The following is a 19,604-nucleotide window of genomic DNA, read 5'->3' as shown; positions in this document are numbered from 1 at the left end:
TCATTAATTTATCCCTTATTTAGCCACTCCCTCCCTAGGTAGTGGCATTTTTTTGCCCTGAATCCCAAAAAGAAAATAAAAAAAGCCCGCAAATAGCACAGCACACTATCGACGGGCAAACAAATGAGTTCATTTACTTTTATTAGATTCACTCTATCAATATAGACTACAGCCCTGATAATGCAAATGCGTATAATAAAAAACCCGCCATTGCTGACGGGTCTACACCGCAATCCAAGTTTACCTAGTATGGGACGCCACAATTGAGTGAAATACGGTGTATCTCCTATATAGGGATGGTATTTGCTTTTTCAAGTCTCTGCTTGTGTAGTTATTGTGCATAACTACACATGTAACTCTGACCAAGCGTAACAGCAAGTTCTATTTGCTTATAAAGCAAAAAACCCCGCACAAATGGCGAGGTTTCATTCTATAAGTTAGGTGACAACGTATTCACTCTTATCACAATAACATTGAATTTGCGTAGCGCACTAATACTTTTTTACTATCTACAGCCTTTACCTTATTAATAACTTCTTCATCCATTTCAAGAGCCACACCTAACATCGCTAAACAGCCGTCAACAAAACCTTCTGCAACCTGCATCATCTGCCTAATTCGCCCTTCGCTCATCTTCCATTCTTTAGCGATACTGCGCTTAGATACACCGTAAAGGTAATGCAGCACTATCAACTCTAATTCTTCTTCCTTTCGAACCTGCCGTAATTTAGCAATAACACTATCAATAGTTATTCCATCATCATCACTGCATGATTCTCTTGATGGTTCTTTGTTTGCAATTAACCCCTTAAAACCAGCGGCAACATTGGAGTAATCAACTCCCGGATTATCACTCGCCCACCCCGCCCACTTAGATAAAACCAACTGAATATCTCTCATGCAAAAAATCTCCTGCGTTCCGCACAACGCATTAACCAAACACACCTAGACCAAACAAGCGGTCAAAGCACTGACGATGAAAATCTAATTGATAGCCGTATTTTTGTTCCCACTTGACCGGATCCCTATGTAGTTCGTCGTGATGACCGCGACATAGGGGTATCACATACCAATCGTGGGCTTTTGTTCCCATACCACTCAAACCATATCCAACAATATGATGTGCATCATCAGCAGGGTTACCACAAGCACAGCACGGCAGTTTTTTAATAATTTGAAGTAGGCTTTTATTTTCCCATCGATACCGCTTCGGATTTTTTAAATACAGTGCTGGTGGATCGGGGTCTACTTGCAGCGGCAGTAACGCCTTAGTTTTCTCTATAGCTATTTCACTCGGCGTATAGATAGGACCATCATGTGACGGAGTAATGCCAATACCTAAAAGTCGCTTTAATATTTCATCAGGCAATAAATGCGAAATTTGATGCTGAACAGTCCATGTGAACAAGTCGCCTAGCGATAACTGAGTATCTTTCGAATAACACAGACCTTCACTGACTGCCCACAGCATGTTTTGATAGTAATTATCCTTCGCTATTGATGACGCATTATAAAGCGCAGGATTTTCACGTAATTGATTGTCATGTGACCAACAAGTGCGAACATAATGATTACCGATCTTCGTTATTGTTAACTCATGATGATGATAGTCATCATTATCGTCATGAATTTGGCAATAATTAATGTTCTGTTTAATGCGGCCTTTTAATGCCTCAATTCCACCAGCTTTAGCGAATACATCTCTATTTCTAAAAAATGGAAGCAATCGCTTATCATCAAGTAAAGCTTGTTTATGTGTGATTTTGCCTGATTTGTTCGATTCGCTTAGCACTGGTGATATCTGCATTAAACCTTTGAAGTCAGATAATTGATTTACACCAGGCTTAAACATCACAATTCCCATGTCAGGCACAATAGTCGCAGGGAGGATCCAACTGCTTATCATGCAGCACTCCCTACCACCATTAACTTGATGAGATCAGCACTTTTACTATCAAAAAAGTGGGGTTGAGTTTCTCTTGGATTACTTGGGCTAGTGATATTCTTTCCGTAAATAAGCCCTTTAGCCGTAATAGACCAAAATTGTTTAGTCTTATTAGCTGCCTTGGTGCTAGGGCGAGATAATCTTTCAACTAAACCTAGTTCAGCTAGACGCTTAAAGGCAGCTTGTGCGGTTATATTTAAGTTGTTTTTACGGATTAATTCAGTTAGTGAGTGCGTCGCACGGCTTGAGCCGTCGGCGGCATCGATTGGTGCGTCAATCGCATAGTTTGGAGATAGATTAGGTAAGCCAGCCATTTGTTGAAGCTTTTGATAGCCACCTAATTTAGAGGAATTAGATAAGTTAAGGGTTTTAGCCATCGACTCTAGCAAAATAGTACCTGCTTGAACCTTGTCGCTTAACTGAGCTTGGCTTCTTTGCTGTACTACTGCGTCGAACGTACGGATGACTTTTAAGCTAAATGATGGGCTAATCCACATTGCATATGCATAAATTAACTCTTTGCATGCATAAGAACCCTGAACAGCGCCTCCTTTGAAGGATATAACAGGCTGATTTTGTTCCGATGCCGGATTTCCGCCATCGAATAATAATTCACTTATCAGTGCCTTTGTTTGCTCGTTATTCAGGAAATAGCTCGGCTTGTGCTTATTTTCACCACCAGCTGCGCGGTGTAAATCATTCAAACAAAAACGACCATTAAAATCTTGGCGTACGCTAACGCCATCAATAACCAATTGGTTCATGATGTATTACTCCACAAGTTGTTTTACTTCATTAACCCAATGTCCGCATATCACTGGATTAACATACAGTCTATTAGAATACATATTTATCCCCGTTTGTCACTAAGAATTGAAAGCGCACGAATTTCAATTTCGAAGCGTCCACCCTTTACGACTTCGCACCATCTCATATCAACATGTTTGACCTGATCATCATCTTTCCATACGTTTGCATGTGTTAAAGCATCGAATGGAGCTTTCAGGTAGTTATCAATGTCTCTTCTATGTCGTGTGGGCGGGTACATTTTCACAATAACTGAAACATCGCCCACAATAGCAGTTGGCTTATTTCTTAGCTGCTCATATACGGCTGCTATTGCATTGGCGCGAAATCTGCGCCCCTTTTCACTAATGATCATAGTGCCACGAACAGTTCGCCAGCAGGCATTCACGCTAGGAGGAAAAGGTAACGTGAAGCTTAAAGATCTAGGCATCGTTACCCCCTTCTTTTTTTACCATCCGTTTTTTAATTAATTTAGGACCATAAATTGCAACAGGTATAAACACATAAACAAAGAATGCAGCAATAACGACGCAAACAGGGAAATAAACTAATTCAAAAGAGACTTGGCTCCATCCAACAAAGACTATTAGCCAAAATATTAACTGAGTATCTTTTATGTAACTCATGCTCTCACCCCTGCTAGTAATTGATCCAAATGGTTCAGATATGACCATCCCATTCCAGACACATTCGCCTTTTTAACGACCTTGTAGCCACAGGGTTCATCACTACTTGGCTTTTTCGGACTGTGTTTCACCTTTTTTTTCGTTACTTTTTGAGCTGACGCTTTTCTAACCGATCTTCTTACACTATTTAGCAGACTCTCCGCATTAGGAGCCACGTGATAGTGATAAACAGAAACACCCCTTGTGTCATTACACTTGCTGACCCGTTGTATGGCTCCTATTGGTAGCAAGAGCCTAATGGATTCTTGACATTCACAGCGGTTTAATTTCGTTAGCCTATGCATGTCATCAACTGTAAATGGGCTTTTATCTTTAAATGCCATGATCACTGCAAGGTTACGCAAATAAATACTTTCACCAATAAGTCTCATACATCTGCTCCTAAAATCGCTTTACCAATCTCCATCAGGCGATTTTTGGAAACGTGGGTACCAATAGCTCTTGGCTCTACAAATGGACGCCAGATAAGAAGAATTGAGCCTTTGCTGTTACCCTTTTTTTCTTCACCTGTGTTGGGATCAACAAAATTAATACGGCCATCAATGATTGTTCTGATTTCATCAACACTTTTTAGTGCCAATGAGTACCAGGATGTTGATTTATCCGCTGGCAATAACATCACTATTGACTGGTTTTGCTTTGTGCATTGTTCCGCAGCTTTAGCGATCCATGGTTTTATTTTGCTGTAAGGCGGGTTGCACCATATTGCACCACGACTTACCCAATCACTTTGTAATGCATCCTGCTCTATGGTTAGGAAGCATGGACACAGGGCGTTTTGTTCATTTGCCGCAGCATCTAACCAGAAGCCAAATTCAAGCGTTAAAGCTTCAAATAACCATTGAGGCGTTTGCCAACAATCTTTATCTTCAGGTGCGGTATTGCTTGAATAAACAGCCATTAGATAGCACCTCGCTGCTGGTGGCTTTTGGCTAATTGACGAATATTTTTGTAACGATATTCGAAGTCTACATAACCCCAACCAGATTGTTTTAGCTCTGCACAAGTCTTGCGCTCTTCAACCCACTCTCGCTGTAATTTGCGAGTTGTTTGGCGGTGTGGAAAAACATGACAAAACAGGGCAACTAGACCAAAAACATTAGCTCCGTAAATTTCTTTAGATTCGCTGTGCATCATGCTGTTGCCTCCTGTGCTGCTTGTTCTGTTGCTTGCTTCCAGATGCTGATCCAAGTTTGACGGCCTTGGAATTCTTTCATCGTGCGAATACCTGTTTTTCCAGCCAGTACTGCGGCTATCTCCTCGATGCGACCCTGCGGTTTTGAACGCGAGCCAATGATCCGTGTAAATGCTTCATCACGCGCAACCGTATCTACATGAACAACCACTTCACCAGGCTTAAGCCATTTCCCGTTAACACATGCAGGACGCCCTGCTTCATGCCATTTCTGTGCTTTTTCAAAGTATTCCATGCAGTTTTCGGGGCTAAATAGCGTTTTCGGGCGTAGGTAATCACTCATTTTTGAATCATTCAGCCACTTGGCTGTGATGTAATCAGTCACCAAAATCAAATCATCTGAGGTGTAATTTTCAGCTAGACGGGCTCTGATATGGCCCATGGTAGTTTTACCATCTCGATAACTTGAATTAGTGACCTTGTTAAAATGATTTAAAACAATTTGTGCTTGGTCGGGCTCAGCATGAGCCTGACAAAAAGAGTTACTCTCTGTTGTAATCTCTTGTGTATTCTCTGTAGTACTCTCTGTAAGATCAGGGCAATTTGACCCATTCGATAAGGTCATTTTGGTACTGTTCGAGCGTTTCATTTTGCGCTTATCGATAAGGTCATTTTGACCTGTTCGAATACTCTCGACTGAACTGTTCGATGAGTTCAATTTGACCTCATCGGATAGCAACGCATGCTCATAATTTATAGAGTAATAATTTGTACGGTCATGAGTACGTTTATTAATTTGCTCAATATTTAATACACCCAATTTTTTTAAATTGTTAAATGCGCGCTTAATTGTGGATTCAGAAAAATACGGGAATTGTTCACGCCATTCTTCAATGGTGTTATAAACCCAGCGCCTACCGTCATGATCAACACCTGACGAGGTTTCAGATAACCAATATTGAACTTGCTGAAGCAATAAGGCCTCATTCAAACCCAAGCGTACCGCCAATTCAGGTATAACAATTTGTGGGCGCGTTTTAAGTAGTAACAAGCTGCTCATTCCATCACCCTTGTGAATTCGGCTTTAAATTTGTACAAAGGGGCGAAGCACTCATGTTCGTAATCGTCACGCAAGAATATGACCCACTGTTTGACTCGGTCATAACGTATGACACGAACACGAACACCGCGCTTATCAAGATAAATGCGATTGAGATTATTTGCATCTTCATTGCTCATTGAGCTCGCTCCCGCTTTGATAGTAGAAATCAGCCCAGCTTGTTTTTAACTCTTTGCTATCTACCAACTGCTGCTTTATTTGGTAGTTTCCAAATAAATCAACTGAAGTTATGATCTCTACATATTGAAACGCACCATGCTTACCAATAGGTAAACAACGAAATTGCTTTTTGTGGCTTAAGTGCGCTAAACTACTCATGCTAATTACTCCACACAAAAAGTTGTTAGCACTCGACGCCTCGGACCGCATATCTGGGGCGTCACCCTTTCTAGCTCTATTCATCATTTTTTAATCCCGTACACAGTTTTCAGTGATTCAATGAAGCCAGCTGCGTAACCAAAAACCTTAGCTAATTTGCGATCTATTGCCTTAATCTCTTCGTCAGTAAGAACACCATCAGAAATGCTGTTTTGAATCAGCACGGATAGCGCCCCCTGCATAGCACCAAGATTCATACGTATTTCAAAGAGTTCCACTGCATCTAAGTTTTCTGGCTCTACTTTTGTTGCTGGTACAATTGAGTGTCGTTCCATGTGATAGGCCACCAGCAATTGAGTGCCTGATAACTCTTCTATGGCTTCAAGCTCATCGTGTTCAAAGAAGCGACAGCCATTTTTTTCATACAACTTATTGTTGAAAGTTGTTTCAGAAATACCCAATGCGCCCGACATCGCTGAACGTCCACCGGGATATGCTCTGCACATCTCTTTCACAACTTCTTTTAGTGTTTGTTTGCACATATCTACAATTCCGTAGTTTTACTAGTAGTTAAACCAGTTGTTTTTATTTGATACTTTTAATAAAGAGCCGGATCGAACTTCAGTTTTCCTTTAGTTCTGTAATCAGCTTCTATAGCTCTATTTTTTGGTATTAATTGATTTGGTCTTTTTTTCCATTGATAGAACGCCTCTGGACTAATACCGAAAAAATCAGCTGTTTTTATTGCGCTGCCAAAATATTGTTCAACCTGATCTGTAGTCATATGACCTCCGATTAAATCTAAGAATACTTAGATATTAAAGCCGAATTTTATATTGGTCAATAAAAAATAAGATAACTTAGGTTTTATTTACTTGTGGAGGAGTAATGGAAACGGTAGGTGAAAGAATCAAAAACATGAGAAAAATATCTAAAACATCCCAAAAAGATTTGGGCTTGTTTTGTGGTGTTTCTGATGTGGCTGTGGGCTATTGGGAAAGAGACCTAAACTTACCAAATGGTGATGCTTTAATTAAATTAGCTAAATATTTTAATACATCAGAAGCGTATATCTTGTATGGCATACCAACTAGAGAGGCTGACTCTGTAGTTACTACAATTCAGCGGATCCCTGTGCTTTCATATGTTCAGGCCGGAATGTTCACGGAATATCCCCCAGAAGAAATTTTTAATGAAGATCTAGAGTATATAGAAACCAGCATAAAGGTATCCCCTATGGCTTTTTCTCTAATAGTCAAGGGCGACTCAATGACTAACCCAGCAGGAATGCCATCAATTCCAGAGGGGGCACATATAGTTGTCGACCCTAATATAGAGCCGGTAAGCGGTAAATTTGTTGTAGCTCGCCTATCTGGTTCGAATGAGGTAACTGTTAAAAAGCTTGTAATTGATGGGCCAAATAAATTTTTATTACCCTTGAATCCTCGATATCCAAGCATTCCTATCAACGGAAATTGTGAAATTGTTGGCGTCGTCAGAAGCGTTCAATTCGAACTCTAACCCCACCACTTAGCAAAAATCTAAGTTTAATTAGATTTTTTATTGACAGAAGCCCTAAGCTGGATTAGATTTATATCAAAGACAACTTAGGAGCTAGTCATGCAAACTAATTCAAACGAACCAATCGTAACTTTCAGTGTGTCAATGTCGCAGGATGATGTCCGCGAGTGGATCCTCACAAAAGCTAAGCAGATTAACAACCTGCAAAAACTGCGCGAAGAACGTGACAATCTGCAATCTAAACTCGAAAAACTCGACGAAGAGATTGCAGAGTGCTTGGATATGTGTGCGGTTACTGTTAGTGCTTAACTAAATTTTAAATGTGTGGAGTAATAGAGAGGGAATAAATGCTTACTTTAACTCGTAGAACACGAGAAACATTAATGATCGGTGATGACATTATAATTACTATTCTCGGAATAAAAGGAAATCAGGTAAGAATTGGCATTGAAGCACCAAAAGATGTTGAAGTTCATCGAGAAGAAATTTATTTAAGAATACAAGCAGAGAAAAAGAACGAAATTACTAACTAATTACCATTGCTCGCTTTGGCGGTGACAGGCCGCCACTTTTTACTCAATACATAAGGCCACTGGCGTATAGTCAGTTCACACTAGGTAAGTTAATTAATTATTGTCAGTGGTCTTATATATTGTGTGGAGTTAATTATATTTGAGGAAAAAACAAATGAAACGTTTTCCAATTACTAGCTGTGTTATTTTTAAAGCTGAATTACCCAGCGCTGAAGCTTTAGAAAATCATTTAAAAGAATTACCTTTTGTTGATATTTTAGAGTCACATTCTATTAGCTATGGTTTTATTCCTAATAAAATCACAGGTGAATTAGTTACACCAATTGAAGGTGGCTATATTATTACTTTTCGTATTGATGAAAAGATTCTTCCTAAAGCGGCTATCGCCTTTGAGGTTAATAGACGCATTGAAAAATTGAAAGAACAAGGTATCAATGACTTTCTTGAAGCGGAGCTAAAGCATGTTGCAATAGAAGAAATGCTAAAGGTTGCTTTAACTAAAACAAAAATCATCACTGCTCTGTACCATGTTAAAAAGGGTTTCCTGTTTGTGTCCACAACGCGAAAGCCAGACCACCAAGCACTATTAGGTAGTTTAGTGAAAGCTTGCGGTACTGTAAAAACTGAAACTTTTCACATTGATGATGCAAAGAATGGGATTACAACACGGTTATCTAACCACATTGATAATCAACCACCAACAGAGTGCTTTGGTCATGATCTTTATCCCGGCAATTTCCTTTTGCTACAACGTAAGCTTGATAAGAAGCTAGAAACTCTAAAGTATGATGCGGAACTTAATTTAATCCGTGAGCAAGTCAAAGACTCTATTGATAATCATTTTACAGTTTGCTTAATTGAATTGAGTACCTTTGATATAAGCTTTAAGCTTACGGATGATTTTGACTTTAAAAATATCAAGCCTCTAATTGAAATCGACTGTGATGGGGATAGAGTTTTTCGCTATAGACACACTAATGCTGTATTTATGTTTCATATGGTTAATACCATTGAGCTATTAATTGAATTATTAAAATACAAAGAAAAAACAGAATAACTATTTAGTCAACACCAAGGAATTTAATTCTCTTTATTAAGAGACGGAATTTTATTATCTAAATTTTGTGTGGAGTATTAATTGTGTCGAAAGAACTAACATTAAGTGAATTATTAACTCAGCGTTGCGTTGAGTTTGCAAATAGCGAACAGGCTGTAGAAATTATTGATAAAGGCATCACTAAATTATTTACCAGTGTTGTTGATGATGCCTTTCGTTCCTATGGTGATTTCGGTAAGGCTTTTAATAAGGCAATGGAAAGTGCCTTACCAGCGAATATAGAGGATGTAGTTGATTTGAAAAAATACAACACGCTGGTTGCTGAAAAAATGCGTAACTCTTGGGAGGATTCAGGTATTGAGGCTGATTTACAAGACAAAGTTATCGCTTTAGTAAAAGATTTCACAAGTGACGATGAGTGCCCTAAATACATAAAAGCATCTGATTTGTGGGAGGCATTTATAGAGGATAAAAGCGAGTCAGCGATGGAAAACCAATGGGAGTCACCACAAGTTTTTATTAATGATGAACATGATGGGTTTATTCAAGTAGGCATACATCCAGAAGAAAAGTCAACATCAAGATACTCGTCTAGTTCAGTTAGTGCATATAGCTGTGATTATAGTTTCCATTTAAGTATTCAGCGTACAGGGGGTTACAGCAGCGAACCTCTACAGCAGGATGGTAACAATGTTTATGAATTAATTGGGGGTAAGGTAAATGACAGGATTTTAGGTAAGAAAATAGTTAAAGCATATTCCCGTTTCGACAAATTAGTCTTAGCGCTTTATTACGGTGGGAGTTTCTTGGTGTGGGATGAGTCACCGGAAGGTATTTGTTATAGCAACGGCTGGGATTAATAAGGAATAGATATGAAAGAGCGCGGAATTATTTTTAATGCTGAAATGGTACGCGCCATCCTTGATGGCCGTAAAACTCAAACTCGTAGAGTAGTTAAACACCAGAGACACTCTAGCCAAGAAATAAAGCTTTGTGATGATGGTTTCTTTCACTGGTCAATGATTAGTGCTGAAAAGCCACTAAGCGCAATTAATTATGAGTACGGGCGAGTTGGTGATCGCCTTTGGGTTCGTGAAACATTCTGCAATGGACGAATAGATGAGCATGATGCTGAACACCCAAATGATAGATACTTTTATGTCGATGAGTCAAGTAAAGGTATCGTCTATAGAGAAAAATGTTTATCTGACCGAATAAATGTTGAAGATGTTAAATGGACTCCATCAATACACATGCCGCGTTCCGCGAGTCGCATAACGCTAGAAATTACTGATGTTCGAGTGGAGCGATTACAAGAAGCTAGCGACGATGACTTTAAAGCTGAAGGCTATCCGCTGGAGAGAGAGTTGACTGGCGGCAGTACTGATCCATTTTGTTGGTTTCGTCACCTGTGGAATTCAATTAGTAAGCCTGAGTGTAATTTTGAAAGTAATCCGTGGGTATGGGTTATTGAGTTTAAGCGGGTGTGATTATGGCAAAACTAACCAAAAAAGAAATGGCATGGATTAAAAAGGTTCAAAAGGTGTTGGATGAATGCCCGTCTGAACGCCTAGGTTTTTATACGACAGGCGACCCAATGGTTTGGATTTATGACAGAAGCAAAGAAAATGAAGTGAGTGAATGGATGAATAAAAACAAAGGTGATTTTTGCTTCGCAACTAAAGCAATGGACGCTGACTTTTTTACTTATATCAACTTCCCTGCCCCAGTTGAGTCAACAGCTGGATAACCATAACAGGAGATAGATATATGAATAATGCAAATTGTAGTTTTGAAGAATGGCACGACTTATTAATGCAAGTAGCAACAGATCACGGCGGTAGCGCAGCAGATGCAGACGCATGGCGTGATGACTACGAAGCAGGAAAAACACCACTTGAAGCGTGGGTTGATGAATGGGGTGAGGATTAATCAGGGAAAGGAATAATTTAACTCGCAGGGATGCAATGAAGAGGAATGAATAATGGCAATTATTTTACATACAAATAATAGCACAACAATAATTACACCCGAATTCGGTAACGAGTTCATGCTAGCCGAGCTCCAAGAGTATGTTGGTGGGTATATTCAAACAATCGACTTCAATGAGCCTGTGATAATCGATGGGATTGAATACTCAACTATTGTTATTGATGAGGATGGTAAATATAAAGGCTACCCAATAAACACCACTGCAACACAATACGCTAAGAATGAATTATTTGATGACGATTTCTTGGTTGGCGATGTTGTTTTCTTGAAAAATGGGGAAATCTCTTAATAAAAACTGATAAATTTAAAAGGTGAAGTGATGGATATCTCACAATCTAGCATTGAATTAATGCAACATGCTCTCGGTATTAATGAAAGAAATAGAGAGCCATATCGAAATTATTTTTTATCAAGTCATGAAGATAATGAATGGGAGGAATTAGTTAACAAGGGACTTGCAACTTCTCATCCGGCACCGAAAGGATTTTGCGGTGATGTTTATTATCAGGTTACGGATGAAGGTAAAGATGTAGCTATATCGCAATTACCAGAGCCAAAGAAACAAACTAAATATGATGAATATCTTAGTTCAGAAGTAGTCGAGTCTTTTAGTGAATGGCTTGGAATTGTATTACCTGAGTATGATTACCGTCGAGGTGATAACGGCAAGCGTGAATACCAAATGTCTAGAACAAAATTTAATTGTTGGTATGAGATTGAATATATTTGCGGCGAATGGATGCCAACTATGAAAGCAGCCAAGGCAAGTTATAAAGAGGCACTTAAATTATTCAGGAGTAAGCATGGATAAATCATTAACAGACCGTCAAATCGTAGATATGGCTAATGAACTGGCGCGTGTTTACTATAAGCGCCTAGGTTATGAAGTACCATTTGGTTATCGATTTGATAAAGCTATCCACCCACAAGAGATTGCTTTATTCGATATGGCCTGCATTGCTTTTGATGTTCTGCGCGAAACTAGCGTTATGGATGCATTAAGTAGCTTTGAGGATGATGAGTGATGGATAAATCAAGGCAGCAATTTGAATATTGGTACTTCAATAATCATAGTCATGAGCAGAAATATCCGCTGCACAAAGATGAAAGCGGAGAATATTTCTATGATGGAACAAGAAAAGCATGGATTGCTTGGAAAGCATCACGAGAGAGTTTGGAGATTGAATTGCCTAATAAGTATAATCTAGAACTGGCTGGCAATGTAAAAACAAAGAACTTCTTCTACGGAATAAATCAAGGTATTGATAAGTGCCGAGATATATTAATCAGCAACGGAGTGAAAATAAAAAATGAATGATGAATATAACAGAGAACAAATGAAGTTAGGAGTTCTTTATGCTCGGAATCATTTAATTAGCGCATACAGAGCTAACTTTATTGAATGTGACGAATCTCAGTTCGCAATGTTTATGAATACTTTAACTCATATGCAATTCATCAAGCTAAGTATGTGTCTATTATCCACCAGCATTTAATTAAATAAAGCAGAGGGAAAGAGTGAAGGATTTTTTCTTTTTAAGTCAGAAAGATATCAAAGGTATTATTAATAAGAATCAAACACAAGTGATTCGCGTTGCTAACAAGCAAATGATTAATAATTACATTCTATCTAATGTTGGCAAGCAACTAAAAATTAAAGAGCATTATTTTATGCGAGACGGAAAAGTTAAGTACATGGCAACAGATGACAGAATGAAAAACGAGAAGCTCTGTCATGCCGCAAATATGCCGGAGCATTTAATAAGACTATCTCTTAAAATAGAGTGTGTGGAAATAAAATTATTATCAGATTTAACTGATGAAGATGCAAAAATGCACGGATTTGAATCTAAGGAAAAGTTAATTAGGAGATACAAATTTTTAAAGTGTATTAATGAAAACACAGAGGTTCTTGTTTTTAATTTCACTTATAACTTAAAAAACTAATCTGTATGCGGCAGGTGTGGGGGTAATTATGTCTAGGATGTTAGATCTAGAGGCGTGGGCAAGAATAGAGTTTGGCGATGAGGCTCCAAGCAGGCGCGTTTTACTTAAATATGCGAAATCAAAAATGATGGTTCCACCGGCGCTTAAAGTCGGTAAAAAGTGGATGGTAGATCGTGATTCTCGCTATGTAGGTGTCGTTGCAAAACCTCAATTGCCGGCTGGTGCAAGTGATAAGTTATCGAGGATATTATCTGATGGCAGCAAGACCGCGTTCTCATAAAATTACCATTCCTAATTTATACAGAAAATTAGATAAACGAAATGGTAAAACGTACTATCAATATAAGCATCCATTGACAGGTACATTTCATAGCCTCGGCACGGATGCCGAGGAGGCTGCTTTAGTTGCGTCACAAGCAAATACAATTATCGCCGAGCAGCAAACAAAACAAATTCTTAGTATTAATGATCGGTTATCGAACATAAAGAATAAAAAAGTCGGAATTAGTGTATCAAATTGGATCGACAAGTATTTAGAAATTCAACAAGAACGTGTTGATCTTGGTGAGTTAAAAATAAATTCATATAAACAAAAAATAAAGCCGCTGAATTTATTCAAGCAGCATTGCGGAATGCTTTCTCTTAAAGATGTTACTGCATTAGAAATAGCAAGGATCACAGATGAAGTTAAAGCGCTTGGGCATAATAGAATGGCTCAAGTTGTTCGTGTCGTTCTTATTGATGTATATAAAGAAGCTCAACATGCAGGTCATGTGCCGCCTGGTTATAATCCGGCACAGGCAACTAAGCAGCCGCGCAATAAAGTTAAGCGGGAAAGGTTATCAATTGAAGAATGGAAAACAATTTATGAGCAGGCTGGAAAGCATTCACACTATTTACAGTGCGGCATGCTTCTAGCGCTCGCAACAGGTCAGCGACTTGGTGATATCACAAGAATGAAATTCTCTGATGTTTGGGATGGATTGTTGCATGTAGAACAAGAGAAAACGGGCGCAAAGCTTGCAATTCCTTTATCACTTAAATGCAATGCTGTTGGAATGACTTTAGGTGACATTATTTCTATGTGTAGGGATCTTGTTGTTAGCCATTACTTGGTGCATCACCGACACGCAACAGGAAGGGCAAATAGAGGTGACAAGGTAACGCCAACCACCCTTACCGCTTCGTTTAAAAATGCAAGAGAGAAATGCGGACTAAAGTGGGAAAAAGGAACCGCACCATCATTTCATGAACAGAGATCGCTATCAGAGAGATTGTACAGAGAGCAGGGTTTGGATACACAAAAATTACTAGGTCATAAGACTCAACAAATGACAAATAATTACAATGATGACCGTGGAAAAGATTGGCAAATTGTTGTAATTTGATCAGCCTGTTTTCCATACTATTTTGGGGAAGAGTTTTGGTGGGGTTTTGGGGAAGATTTTTATAGCTCAGAAAACATACTAAGATGTAGAACTATTTTTTATCATAAAAAATATTCTACATCCCCCACCAGCAGAAGATAAAGCAGAAAAACAATAGCTTGCTCAAGCAGACCTAGTATTAAAATTGCAGTTTACATTAATATATTTAACCATTAACCAAATATAGAATTCTGTAATTATATGACAAATATTCATATACTAAAAACTGATCCTGTCAATAACCCTTGTATAAGCTGCGGTGCATGCTGCGCTTATTTCCGAGTCTCTTTTTATTGGGCCGAAAGTGAAAATGGGGGCGGTGTTGTTCCTCAAGAACTCACCGAACAAATAACCCCGTTTATGAGCGCAATGAAAGGGACTAACCAGAAACACAATACCCGATGTACTGCCTTGTCAGGCAACATAGGCGAATGCGTTTCCTGTTCTATCTATACACAAAGGCCAACACCATGCCGTGAATTTGAACAATCATGGCTTGATGGCATACATAACGAAGCCTGTGACCGCGCTCGTGCTGCTCACGGCCTTCCCCCTCTAGAGCCTCAACGCCCACAAATCGCTTGTTAAGCCGTCTATGACCCAGACATATCTGGGTTATCTTCTTATTATTTCTGACACCATAGATCTTCATAAAAGCATTCATTGATAGGTAAGAGAGTTGGAGCAATTTTAAATTTATTGAGCCATTTTTTGATGACATTTGTGTGGGTGTTTGCTCCTTTTCGGTTCAAACATTATGTGAACTAAAATAAAAAAGCCCCATTAGTTATTGTGTTTAACCAACAAGGCATCGCCCAAAACCAAACTCCTTGGATTTCTCCTCTTAGCCAAGAAGAGACCAAGGAGAAATGACCCAAAATACATTAATCGCACCTGTTGTCATTTGTATGACAACGTTGAGCTTTTCATTACTTTTACGAGATAGGTTCTGTACTATATGGTGACTGCCCCACTCAGTATAGAGTGCCCCTATAAACTCTATGAGCGCAGTCACTTATACTTAAACAAAAGCCCTGTAACTTGAAAGATGACGAATATATTAGCTTAAGCAGTGGTAGCACAGCGGTTAAACTCATGCTTTATTACCAAGCAGACCACGTCTCGCGGAGGATGTCATCCCCCGCAATTTCTCTCAGTAATCTGTTGGTAAAATCACGACGCGCGATGCCAAATAATTATGCTAACTCCTTCATTGCTTGCATTGCGAGCTCGAAGGAGTACAAACGCGCCTGATGATCAAAAATTTGGCCATTAACCATAATTTCATCAGCTTGGGTTTGGCGTAACACAGAAGCTAATCCATGACGAATTTTTGCTTTATCACCCACTAGAGACATACCTAGTGCTTGATGTACGCCATACTCTTCTGCTGGAGACCAAATTTTCGCCATATCCTGTACAGGAGGTGGCAATTGTGATGGATTACCTCTGCGTAACATCACAAAGGCTTGCTGCATTGAGGTAAATAAAAATTCAGCATCACGGATAGTATCTGCGGCAATAATATTAATGCATACCATTGCATAAGGTTTTTCTAGCCTTTGCGATGGCTTAAAATTTTCACGGTACACATGAAGTGCCTGTAATAATAAATCAGGTGCAAAATGTGAAGCAAATGCAAATGGTAAGCCCATTTGAGCCGCAAGTTGTGCACTATATAAACTGGAGCCCAATAACCAAACTGGGATTTTTTCACCATAACCGGGAACGGGTCGAACAGCCGGTTTAGGATCTATGGCATCAAACCAATTTACCAGCTCAGCAACATCACGGGGGAAATTGTCAATATCATTGCTCATATGACGACGTAATGCGCGCATCGTTTGTTGGTCACTGCCCGGAGCTCGACCAATACCTAAATCTATCCGATTAGGGTACAAGGTATTTAATGTGCCAAATTGTTCTGCAATTACAAGAGGAGAATGGTTTGGTAGCATCACCCCACCAGAGCCTAAATGCAACGTTTTCGTATTAGCGGCTAAATAACCAATTAAAACCGAAGTTGCCGCACTCGCAATACCTGTCATATTATGATGTTCAGCAAGCCAGTAGCGATGAAAACCTTGTTTCTCAGCTAAATGAGCTAAATCTAATGAATGAGAAAAAGCTTCTTTAGCGCAAGAACCTTCAATGATTGGCGCGAGATCTAACACAGAAAGAGGGATTTGCTTATCAGACATAATGACTCACTTTGTCGTGCTCCAGTATTCAATAAGTACCATCCTAATCGATTCTCTTCTCACCTTCCAGAGACTACCAGTTAGACCGCACAACCGATGTTGTTTCTGTATTTAATGTGCTAAAAAAGCTAATTAAGTAGGAAATATGGAAAAAGTGCAGCAATTGTGAAGCTTTAGTCAAAGCAGGTAAAAGCGATTGCGGCTAGAAACTAATTGATTGATTATCTAAATCATTGCAAATAAGAGGATATATCAATGAATAAATTAAATACGGGTTTACTTGCTATCATGTTAATGTCAGTTGGCTTTGCAGCTAGCGCGGCCAATGGTTCGGATAACAAATCACCACGCCATCATATGAGAGCGCCTCATAATGTCATTTATAGCGTCACTCAACAAACCACCAATCCTAATGAAACGCTACAAAAACTGGCTAACGATGCCCCCAAAGCAGCAGATGGAAAACGTTACATGGTAAAAATGACTATTGTAGAAGTTCCTGATTTTAACCAAATAAAGCGTGGTTCTACTCAGCAATCCACCAATGCTGTTACTCCGCCAGCACCAGCGGTAGCGCAATAGTTTTAGATCATCGCTTTAGGTATTACCTTTTATAGATATTACCTTTTAGACTAATACATAGAACCAAATAGTATTGATTGTCATTATTCGCTATTTTGAACTAATAACAATCAGATCTACACTCTCAACATTTTGAGATGCAGTTGCGCGATAAGTAGAAATTATGTGACTACCTTATGTAATTCACTCTATTTTAACAAAAAGCACTGTAACTTGAAGTGTGACGAGTACATTAATCCTACGATTGCCTCTATCTCCATAGAGGCTTTTTTTTGTCTGAAATTGAAACCAAAAACTAGTAATTTTGCATATTTGTTTCTAGTCTTAAGAAATAGCAGAGGTAATAACCACTGCTTGCTTTTCGACTTTAAACAACTATTGGAGTTTATCATGGGTTATTTCGAACTGAAAAAATCAACAAAGGACACGTCTCAACCTTATTACTTTGTTCTTAAAGCAGCGAACCATGAAATTATCGCAAGTAGTGAAATGTATTCGTCTAAACAAGCTGCGATGAAAGGTATAGCATCCGTGCAAAAAAATGCTACAACGGATGAGATTAAAGATCTTACATCATAATACTGCGTAGTTAGCGGCTTAATCACATATAAAAAGTTGTAACCTCTGGCGCCTTTGTTTAATTAAGCAAAGGCGTTTTAGTATAACTAAAAAATGAACCGCAATAATGCTGTAACCACTGACGCTGACAATACAATAATAATAAAGGGTTTTTGGTACCAAGTCAGAATACCAGCCACCAATACGCCTATTATTTTAGCGGGGTCGGAAAAATATTCCCCATCAAATACTGTAGATGTCATAGCAACTGAAAATAAAATAACAATCGCCGCAGCTGAAAACAGGGCTTTCTTGCTATCTGAAAGTACTACTTTACCTTTAAAATAGGCGCCTGAAGCACGCATTAAATAAGTGCCCACCGCAAGTATGATAATACCTGTCAATATAAGCCATGGATTATCCATCATATTCAGCTCCTAATATAAATAACCAAACTGATAAGAGCCATTAATACTGGTATCCCCGCAGGTAAAAATGGAGTTGATGCAACTGCAATTACGGCACCAATAATCGCCGTTAAGCGTAAACTTTTATCTTTTAATGCAGGTAATGAAAGCGCTAAAATAATTGCAGGAAACATTGCATCCATACCCAAAGCCTTTGTATCTTGAATAAAACTGCCTACTCCTTCGCCAATCAATACCCCTATAGGCCAACACATAAGAATACCCAGACCGCATAACCAAAAAGCCGCTCTTTTTTCTTTGTCTGTTTCCTGAGCTAACCCAAATACCACACTTTCATCATTCATAATGTGGTAACCCAGTAGGGCTTTTGGGCCTTTGCCTGCTAATTCGCTCACGGCAAAGCTAAATGGAATATGTCGAGAATTGACTAATAAACCGGCTAATGCTGCTGAAATTGGGCTACCACCAGAGAACACCACACCAATAAATAAAAATTCAGACGCCCCAGCCAATACTAGTATAGAAAGTGTTAAAGGAACCCAAAAATCAAATCCTTGAGAGTGAGCTAAAGCTCCATAAGAAATGCCGACAATTAAATCAGCAACACAAACCAGTACAATATTTTTTACCGTGCTATGATTTAGCGTTGAAAGTAGCATATCAAAACCGTTCGATATATAATACATTTGTTCATTATGTAGAACGAGAATAAAAAGCGCAATCAAAATAGGAAATAAAATTGAGCACATTGACCCCACCTATCGAGTTAATTGCCAAAGCATTAGCCAAAGAGCGCCAAAAAAGCGGACTATCGCTTTCAGAACTGTCTCGCCAAGCGGGTATTGCCAAGTCAACCCTATCACAACTGGAATCAGGTACTGGCAACCCAAGTATTGAAACGCTATGGGCTATTTGTGTCGCTCTTAATGTCCCTTTTTCTCGTTTGATTGAAGAGCAGCAGGAACCTGTAACCGTAATTCGTCATGGTGAAGGCACTAAAATCAGTGCTGAACATGCAAACTATTTAGCCTTTTTACTTTCATCTGCACCGTCAAATTCACAACGTGATATCTATACTGTTCTTGCACAGCCCGGACGAGATCGGATCTCTGATCCTCATATGAATGGTGTGAGTGAGCATATTATCTTAATGAGTGGTCGTGCGATGGTAGGGCCTTTAGATAATCCAACTGAGCTGTCCCCCGGTGACTATATTCATTATCCGGGAGATATACCCCATATTATGAGAGCCCTTGAGCCAAACACAATGGCAGTGATGATTATTGATAGACAGAATTAAAACGAAGCCAAGCATAAATATATTTATGATTGGCTTCGAAGTGCAAC

General features: G+C 39.0%; 35 protein-coding genes. 19 read left to right on the top strand and 16 right to left on the bottom strand.

Going from position 1 to position 19,604, the window contains the following annotated elements:
• Positions 1 to 462: 462 nt before the first annotated feature.
• From SC428_RS03970 to SC428_RS03910, 13 genes are all read right to left on the bottom strand, one after another.
• Entirely contained in the window at positions 463 to 900 is a 438-nt protein-coding gene (locus SC428_RS03970; RefSeq protein WP_318705878.1) for an antiterminator Q family protein, read from the bottom strand.
• Between the two features lie 31 nt (positions 901 to 931).
• Complete coding sequence (locus SC428_RS03965) at positions 932 to 1,906, bottom strand: DUF968 domain-containing protein (protein WP_318705877.1); 975 nt, start codon at positions 1,904 to 1,906, stop codon at positions 932 to 934.
• Entirely contained in the window at positions 1,903 to 2,712 is an 810-nt protein-coding gene (locus tag SC428_RS03960) for a KilA-N domain-containing protein (protein ID WP_412544575.1), read from the bottom strand. Before SC428_RS03960 ends, SC428_RS03965 begins: the two co-directional genes overlap by 4 nt.
• Before the next feature lie 83 nt (positions 2,713 to 2,795).
• Positions 2,796 to 3,182, bottom strand: coding sequence for a RusA family crossover junction endodeoxyribonuclease (locus tag SC428_RS03955; protein WP_318705875.1), 387 nt, complete (start codon positions 3,180 to 3,182; stop codon positions 2,796 to 2,798).
• Positions 3,175 to 3,378 carry a hypothetical protein gene (locus tag SC428_RS03950; protein ID WP_318705874.1) on the bottom strand — a complete coding sequence of 68 codons (204 nt, stop codon included), beginning with the start codon at positions 3,376 to 3,378 and terminating at the stop codon, positions 3,175 to 3,177. Before SC428_RS03950 ends, SC428_RS03955 begins: the two co-directional genes overlap by 8 nt.
• A complete protein-coding gene (locus tag SC428_RS03945; protein ID WP_318705873.1) occupies positions 3,375 to 3,809 on the bottom strand; it encodes a hypothetical protein in 435 nt (144 codons plus the stop codon). The genes SC428_RS03950 and SC428_RS03945 overlap by 4 nt, the downstream gene beginning before the upstream one ends.
• A complete protein-coding gene (locus tag SC428_RS03940) occupies positions 3,806 to 4,339 on the bottom strand; it encodes a phage N-6-adenine-methyltransferase (protein WP_318705872.1) in 534 nt (177 codons plus the stop codon). Before SC428_RS03940 ends, SC428_RS03945 begins: the two co-directional genes overlap by 4 nt.
• Positions 4,339 to 4,575: a hypothetical protein gene (locus tag SC428_RS03935; protein ID WP_140181310.1), complete on the bottom strand. Its 237-nt coding sequence runs from the start codon at positions 4,573 to 4,575 to the stop codon at positions 4,339 to 4,341. Before SC428_RS03935 ends, SC428_RS03940 begins: the two co-directional genes overlap by 1 nt.
• Positions 4,572 to 5,633 (bottom strand): conserved phage C-terminal domain-containing protein, encoded by a 1,062-nt coding sequence (locus tag SC428_RS03930; protein WP_318705871.1) that lies wholly within the window; start codon positions 5,631 to 5,633, stop codon positions 4,572 to 4,574. The genes SC428_RS03935 and SC428_RS03930 overlap by 4 nt, the downstream gene beginning before the upstream one ends.
• Entirely contained in the window at positions 5,630 to 5,812 is a 183-nt protein-coding gene (locus SC428_RS03925) for a DUF4222 domain-containing protein (protein WP_036940683.1), read from the bottom strand. Before SC428_RS03925 ends, SC428_RS03930 begins: the two co-directional genes overlap by 4 nt.
• Complete coding sequence (locus SC428_RS03920) at positions 5,802 to 6,011, bottom strand: hypothetical protein (RefSeq protein ID WP_318705870.1); 210 nt, start codon at positions 6,009 to 6,011, stop codon at positions 5,802 to 5,804. Before SC428_RS03920 ends, SC428_RS03925 begins: the two co-directional genes overlap by 11 nt.
• 83 nt (positions 6,012 to 6,094) lie before the next feature.
• Positions 6,095 to 6,553, bottom strand: a complete 459-nt coding sequence (locus tag SC428_RS03915) for a YmfL family putative regulatory protein (RefSeq protein ID WP_318705869.1) — start codon at positions 6,551 to 6,553, stop codon at positions 6,095 to 6,097.
• Positions 6,554 to 6,609: 56 nt separating this feature from the next.
• On the bottom strand, positions 6,610 to 6,795 hold the full coding sequence (locus tag SC428_RS03910) for a Cro/CI family transcriptional regulator (protein WP_140186699.1): 186 nt from the start codon (positions 6,793 to 6,795) through the stop codon (positions 6,610 to 6,612).
• Between the two features lie 104 nt (positions 6,796 to 6,899).
• Here SC428_RS03910 and SC428_RS03905 point away from each other — a divergent pair, with 104 nt between their 5' ends.
• The 16 genes from SC428_RS03905 (at position 6,900) to SC428_RS03830 (ending at position 15,076) form a co-directional block, all read left to right on the top strand.
• On the top strand, positions 6,900 to 7,532 hold the full coding sequence (locus SC428_RS03905) for a LexA family protein (RefSeq protein WP_140181319.1): 633 nt from the start codon (positions 6,900 to 6,902) through the stop codon (positions 7,530 to 7,532).
• Positions 7,533 to 7,631: 99 nt separating this feature from the next.
• Positions 7,632 to 7,841, top strand: a complete 210-nt coding sequence (locus SC428_RS03900; protein ID WP_318705868.1) for a hypothetical protein — start codon at positions 7,632 to 7,634, stop codon at positions 7,839 to 7,841.
• 38 nt (positions 7,842 to 7,879) lie between these two features.
• Positions 7,880 to 8,065, top strand: coding sequence for a carbon storage regulator CsrA (gene csrA, locus SC428_RS03895; protein ID WP_140181323.1), 186 nt, complete (start codon positions 7,880 to 7,882; stop codon positions 8,063 to 8,065).
• Between the two features lie 154 nt (positions 8,066 to 8,219).
• Complete coding sequence (gene rdgC, locus SC428_RS03890; RefSeq protein ID WP_318705867.1) at positions 8,220 to 9,122, top strand: recombination-associated protein RdgC; 903 nt, start codon at positions 8,220 to 8,222, stop codon at positions 9,120 to 9,122.
• A gap of 83 nt (positions 9,123 to 9,205) precedes the next feature.
• On the top strand, positions 9,206 to 9,982 hold the full coding sequence (locus tag SC428_RS03885; RefSeq protein ID WP_318705866.1) for a hypothetical protein: 777 nt from the start codon (positions 9,206 to 9,208) through the stop codon (positions 9,980 to 9,982).
• 12 nt (positions 9,983 to 9,994) lie between these two features.
• Positions 9,995 to 10,612, top strand: a complete 618-nt coding sequence (locus SC428_RS03880) for a hypothetical protein (protein WP_318705865.1) — start codon at positions 9,995 to 9,997, stop codon at positions 10,610 to 10,612.
• 2 nt (positions 10,613 to 10,614) lie between these two features.
• Positions 10,615 to 10,872, top strand: coding sequence for a hypothetical protein (locus SC428_RS03875; protein ID WP_318705864.1), 258 nt, complete (start codon positions 10,615 to 10,617; stop codon positions 10,870 to 10,872).
• A gap of 20 nt (positions 10,873 to 10,892) precedes the next feature.
• Positions 10,893 to 11,054: a hypothetical protein gene (locus tag SC428_RS03870; protein WP_318705863.1), complete on the top strand. Its 162-nt coding sequence runs from the start codon at positions 10,893 to 10,895 to the stop codon at positions 11,052 to 11,054.
• A gap of 52 nt (positions 11,055 to 11,106) precedes the next feature.
• Positions 11,107 to 11,403: a DUF3846 domain-containing protein gene (locus SC428_RS03865; protein ID WP_318705862.1), complete on the top strand. Its 297-nt coding sequence runs from the start codon at positions 11,107 to 11,109 to the stop codon at positions 11,401 to 11,403.
• A 30-nt stretch (positions 11,404 to 11,433) separates the two neighbouring features.
• Entirely contained in the window at positions 11,434 to 11,925 is a 492-nt protein-coding gene (locus tag SC428_RS03860; RefSeq protein WP_318705861.1) for a hypothetical protein, read from the top strand.
• Positions 11,918 to 12,139 (top strand): hypothetical protein, encoded by a 222-nt coding sequence (locus SC428_RS03855; protein WP_318705860.1) that lies wholly within the window; start codon positions 11,918 to 11,920, stop codon positions 12,137 to 12,139. Before SC428_RS03860 ends, SC428_RS03855 begins: the two co-directional genes overlap by 8 nt.
• Positions 12,139 to 12,432, top strand: a complete 294-nt coding sequence (locus tag SC428_RS03850; protein ID WP_318705859.1) for a hypothetical protein — start codon at positions 12,139 to 12,141, stop codon at positions 12,430 to 12,432. Before SC428_RS03855 ends, SC428_RS03850 begins: the two co-directional genes overlap by 1 nt.
• Before the next feature lie 200 nt (positions 12,433 to 12,632).
• Entirely contained in the window at positions 12,633 to 13,061 is a 429-nt protein-coding gene (locus SC428_RS03845) for a hypothetical protein (RefSeq protein WP_318705858.1), read from the top strand.
• 28 nt (positions 13,062 to 13,089) lie between these two features.
• A complete protein-coding gene (locus SC428_RS03840) occupies positions 13,090 to 13,341 on the top strand; it encodes an excisionase (protein WP_318705857.1) in 252 nt (83 codons plus the stop codon).
• Positions 13,316 to 14,449 (top strand): site-specific integrase, encoded by a 1,134-nt coding sequence (locus SC428_RS03835; protein ID WP_318705856.1) that lies wholly within the window; start codon positions 13,316 to 13,318, stop codon positions 14,447 to 14,449. The genes SC428_RS03840 and SC428_RS03835 overlap by 26 nt, the downstream gene beginning before the upstream one ends.
• A gap of 240 nt (positions 14,450 to 14,689) precedes the next feature.
• Entirely contained in the window at positions 14,690 to 15,076 is a 387-nt protein-coding gene (locus tag SC428_RS03830; RefSeq protein ID WP_283125851.1) for a YkgJ family cysteine cluster protein, read from the top strand.
• A gap of 608 nt (positions 15,077 to 15,684) precedes the next feature.
• Here SC428_RS03830 and SC428_RS03825 read toward each other — a convergent pair.
• On the bottom strand, positions 15,685 to 16,689 hold the full coding sequence (locus SC428_RS03825; protein ID WP_070925474.1) for a luciferase-like monooxygenase: 1,005 nt from the start codon (positions 16,687 to 16,689) through the stop codon (positions 15,685 to 15,687).
• A 255-nt stretch (positions 16,690 to 16,944) separates the two neighbouring features.
• Here SC428_RS03825 and SC428_RS03820 point away from each other — a divergent pair, with 255 nt between their 5' ends.
• Together SC428_RS03820 and SC428_RS03815 are read left to right on the top strand one after the other, a co-directional pair.
• Positions 16,945 to 17,271, top strand: a complete 327-nt coding sequence (locus tag SC428_RS03820) for a hypothetical protein (protein ID WP_070925475.1) — start codon at positions 16,945 to 16,947, stop codon at positions 17,269 to 17,271.
• A 390-nt stretch (positions 17,272 to 17,661) separates the two neighbouring features.
• Positions 17,662 to 17,850, top strand: a complete 189-nt coding sequence (locus tag SC428_RS03815; protein WP_070925476.1) for a YegP family protein — start codon at positions 17,662 to 17,664, stop codon at positions 17,848 to 17,850.
• An 86-nt stretch (positions 17,851 to 17,936) separates the two neighbouring features.
• Here the strand turns inward: SC428_RS03815 and SC428_RS03810 are convergent, their stop codons facing one another.
• Together SC428_RS03810 and SC428_RS03805 are read right to left on the bottom strand one after the other, a co-directional pair.
• Positions 17,937 to 18,257 carry an AzlD domain-containing protein gene (locus SC428_RS03810; protein ID WP_283125852.1) on the bottom strand — a complete coding sequence of 107 codons (321 nt, stop codon included), beginning with the start codon at positions 18,255 to 18,257 and terminating at the stop codon, positions 17,937 to 17,939.
• 2 nt (positions 18,258 to 18,259) lie between these two features.
• Positions 18,260 to 18,916: an AzlC family ABC transporter permease gene (locus tag SC428_RS03805; RefSeq protein ID WP_070925535.1), complete on the bottom strand. Its 657-nt coding sequence runs from the start codon at positions 18,914 to 18,916 to the stop codon at positions 18,260 to 18,262.
• A gap of 80 nt (positions 18,917 to 18,996) precedes the next feature.
• On the opposite strand from SC428_RS03805, the gene SC428_RS03800 reads away from it, so the two are divergent.
• Entirely contained in the window at positions 18,997 to 19,557 is a 561-nt protein-coding gene (locus SC428_RS03800) for a helix-turn-helix domain-containing protein (protein ID WP_070925477.1), read from the top strand.
• Positions 19,558 to 19,604: the final 47 nt, after the last annotated feature.

Origin of the sequence: Providencia sp. 2023EL-00965 (genome assembly GCF_033550225.1) — a bacterium.
In the GTDB taxonomy this organism is placed as follows: Bacteria; Pseudomonadota; Gammaproteobacteria; order Enterobacterales; family Enterobacteriaceae; genus Providencia; species Providencia manganoxydans.
This window is presented reverse-complemented; position numbering and strand designations above follow the sequence as displayed.

Coding starts and splice junctions, on each gene's coding strand:
- SC428_RS03940 (WP_318705872.1), bottom strand. CDS start 4,339: ATGGCTGTTTATTCAAGCAATACCGCACCTGAAGATAAAGATTGTTGG.
- SC428_RS03855 (WP_318705860.1), top strand. CDS start 11,918: ATGGATAAATCATTAACAGACCGTCAAATCGTAGATATGGCTAATGAA.
- SC428_RS03835 (WP_318705856.1), top strand. CDS start 13,316: ATGGCAGCAAGACCGCGTTCTCATAAAATTACCATTCCTAATTTATAC.
- SC428_RS03850 (WP_318705859.1), top strand. CDS start 12,139: ATGGATAAATCAAGGCAGCAATTTGAATATTGGTACTTCAATAATCAT.
- SC428_RS03810 (WP_283125852.1), bottom strand. CDS start 18,257: ATGATGGATAATCCATGGCTTATATTGACAGGTATTATCATACTTGCG.
- SC428_RS03925 (WP_036940683.1), bottom strand. CDS start 5,812: ATGAGCAATGAAGATGCAAATAATCTCAATCGCATTTATCTTGATAAG.
- SC428_RS03905 (WP_140181319.1), top strand. CDS start 6,900: ATGGAAACGGTAGGTGAAAGAATCAAAAACATGAGAAAAATATCTAAA.
- SC428_RS03860 (WP_318705861.1), top strand. CDS start 11,434: ATGGATATCTCACAATCTAGCATTGAATTAATGCAACATGCTCTCGGT.
- SC428_RS03970 (WP_318705878.1), bottom strand. CDS start 900: ATGAGAGATATTCAGTTGGTTTTATCTAAGTGGGCGGGGTGGGCGAGT.
- SC428_RS03935 (WP_140181310.1), bottom strand. CDS start 4,575: ATGATGCACAGCGAATCTAAAGAAATTTACGGAGCTAATGTTTTTGGT.
- csrA (WP_140181323.1), top strand. CDS start 7,880: ATGCTTACTTTAACTCGTAGAACACGAGAAACATTAATGATCGGTGAT.
- SC428_RS03865 (WP_318705862.1), top strand. CDS start 11,107: ATGGCAATTATTTTACATACAAATAATAGCACAACAATAATTACACCC.
- SC428_RS03815 (WP_070925476.1), top strand. CDS start 17,662: ATGGGTTATTTCGAACTGAAAAAATCAACAAAGGACACGTCTCAACCT.
- SC428_RS03880 (WP_318705865.1), top strand. CDS start 9,995: ATGAAAGAGCGCGGAATTATTTTTAATGCTGAAATGGTACGCGCCATC.
- rdgC (WP_318705867.1), top strand. CDS start 8,220: ATGAAACGTTTTCCAATTACTAGCTGTGTTATTTTTAAAGCTGAATTA.
- SC428_RS03830 (WP_283125851.1), top strand. CDS start 14,690: ATGACAAATATTCATATACTAAAAACTGATCCTGTCAATAACCCTTGT.
- SC428_RS03900 (WP_318705868.1), top strand. CDS start 7,632: ATGCAAACTAATTCAAACGAACCAATCGTAACTTTCAGTGTGTCAATG.
- SC428_RS03945 (WP_318705873.1), bottom strand. CDS start 3,809: ATGAGACTTATTGGTGAAAGTATTTATTTGCGTAACCTTGCAGTGATC.
- SC428_RS03930 (WP_318705871.1), bottom strand. CDS start 5,633: ATGAGCAGCTTGTTACTACTTAAAACGCGCCCACAAATTGTTATACCT.
- SC428_RS03820 (WP_070925475.1), top strand. CDS start 16,945: ATGAATAAATTAAATACGGGTTTACTTGCTATCATGTTAATGTCAGTT.
- SC428_RS03910 (WP_140186699.1), bottom strand. CDS start 6,795: ATGACTACAGATCAGGTTGAACAATATTTTGGCAGCGCAATAAAAACA.
- SC428_RS03915 (WP_318705869.1), bottom strand. CDS start 6,553: ATGTGCAAACAAACACTAAAAGAAGTTGTGAAAGAGATGTGCAGAGCA.
- SC428_RS03875 (WP_318705864.1), top strand. CDS start 10,615: ATGGCAAAACTAACCAAAAAAGAAATGGCATGGATTAAAAAGGTTCAA.
- SC428_RS03965 (WP_318705877.1), bottom strand. CDS start 1,906: ATGATAAGCAGTTGGATCCTCCCTGCGACTATTGTGCCTGACATGGGA.
- SC428_RS03825 (WP_070925474.1), bottom strand. CDS start 16,689: ATGTCTGATAAGCAAATCCCTCTTTCTGTGTTAGATCTCGCGCCAATC.
- SC428_RS03805 (WP_070925535.1), bottom strand. CDS start 18,916: ATGCTACTTTCAACGCTAAATCATAGCACGGTAAAAAATATTGTACTG.
- SC428_RS03955 (WP_318705875.1), bottom strand. CDS start 3,182: ATGCCTAGATCTTTAAGCTTCACGTTACCTTTTCCTCCTAGCGTGAAT.
- SC428_RS03920 (WP_318705870.1), bottom strand. CDS start 6,011: ATGAGTAGTTTAGCGCACTTAAGCCACAAAAAGCAATTTCGTTGTTTA.
- SC428_RS03870 (WP_318705863.1), top strand. CDS start 10,893: ATGAATAATGCAAATTGTAGTTTTGAAGAATGGCACGACTTATTAATG.
- SC428_RS03840 (WP_318705857.1), top strand. CDS start 13,090: ATGTCTAGGATGTTAGATCTAGAGGCGTGGGCAAGAATAGAGTTTGGC.
- SC428_RS03950 (WP_318705874.1), bottom strand. CDS start 3,378: ATGAGTTACATAAAAGATACTCAGTTAATATTTTGGCTAATAGTCTTT.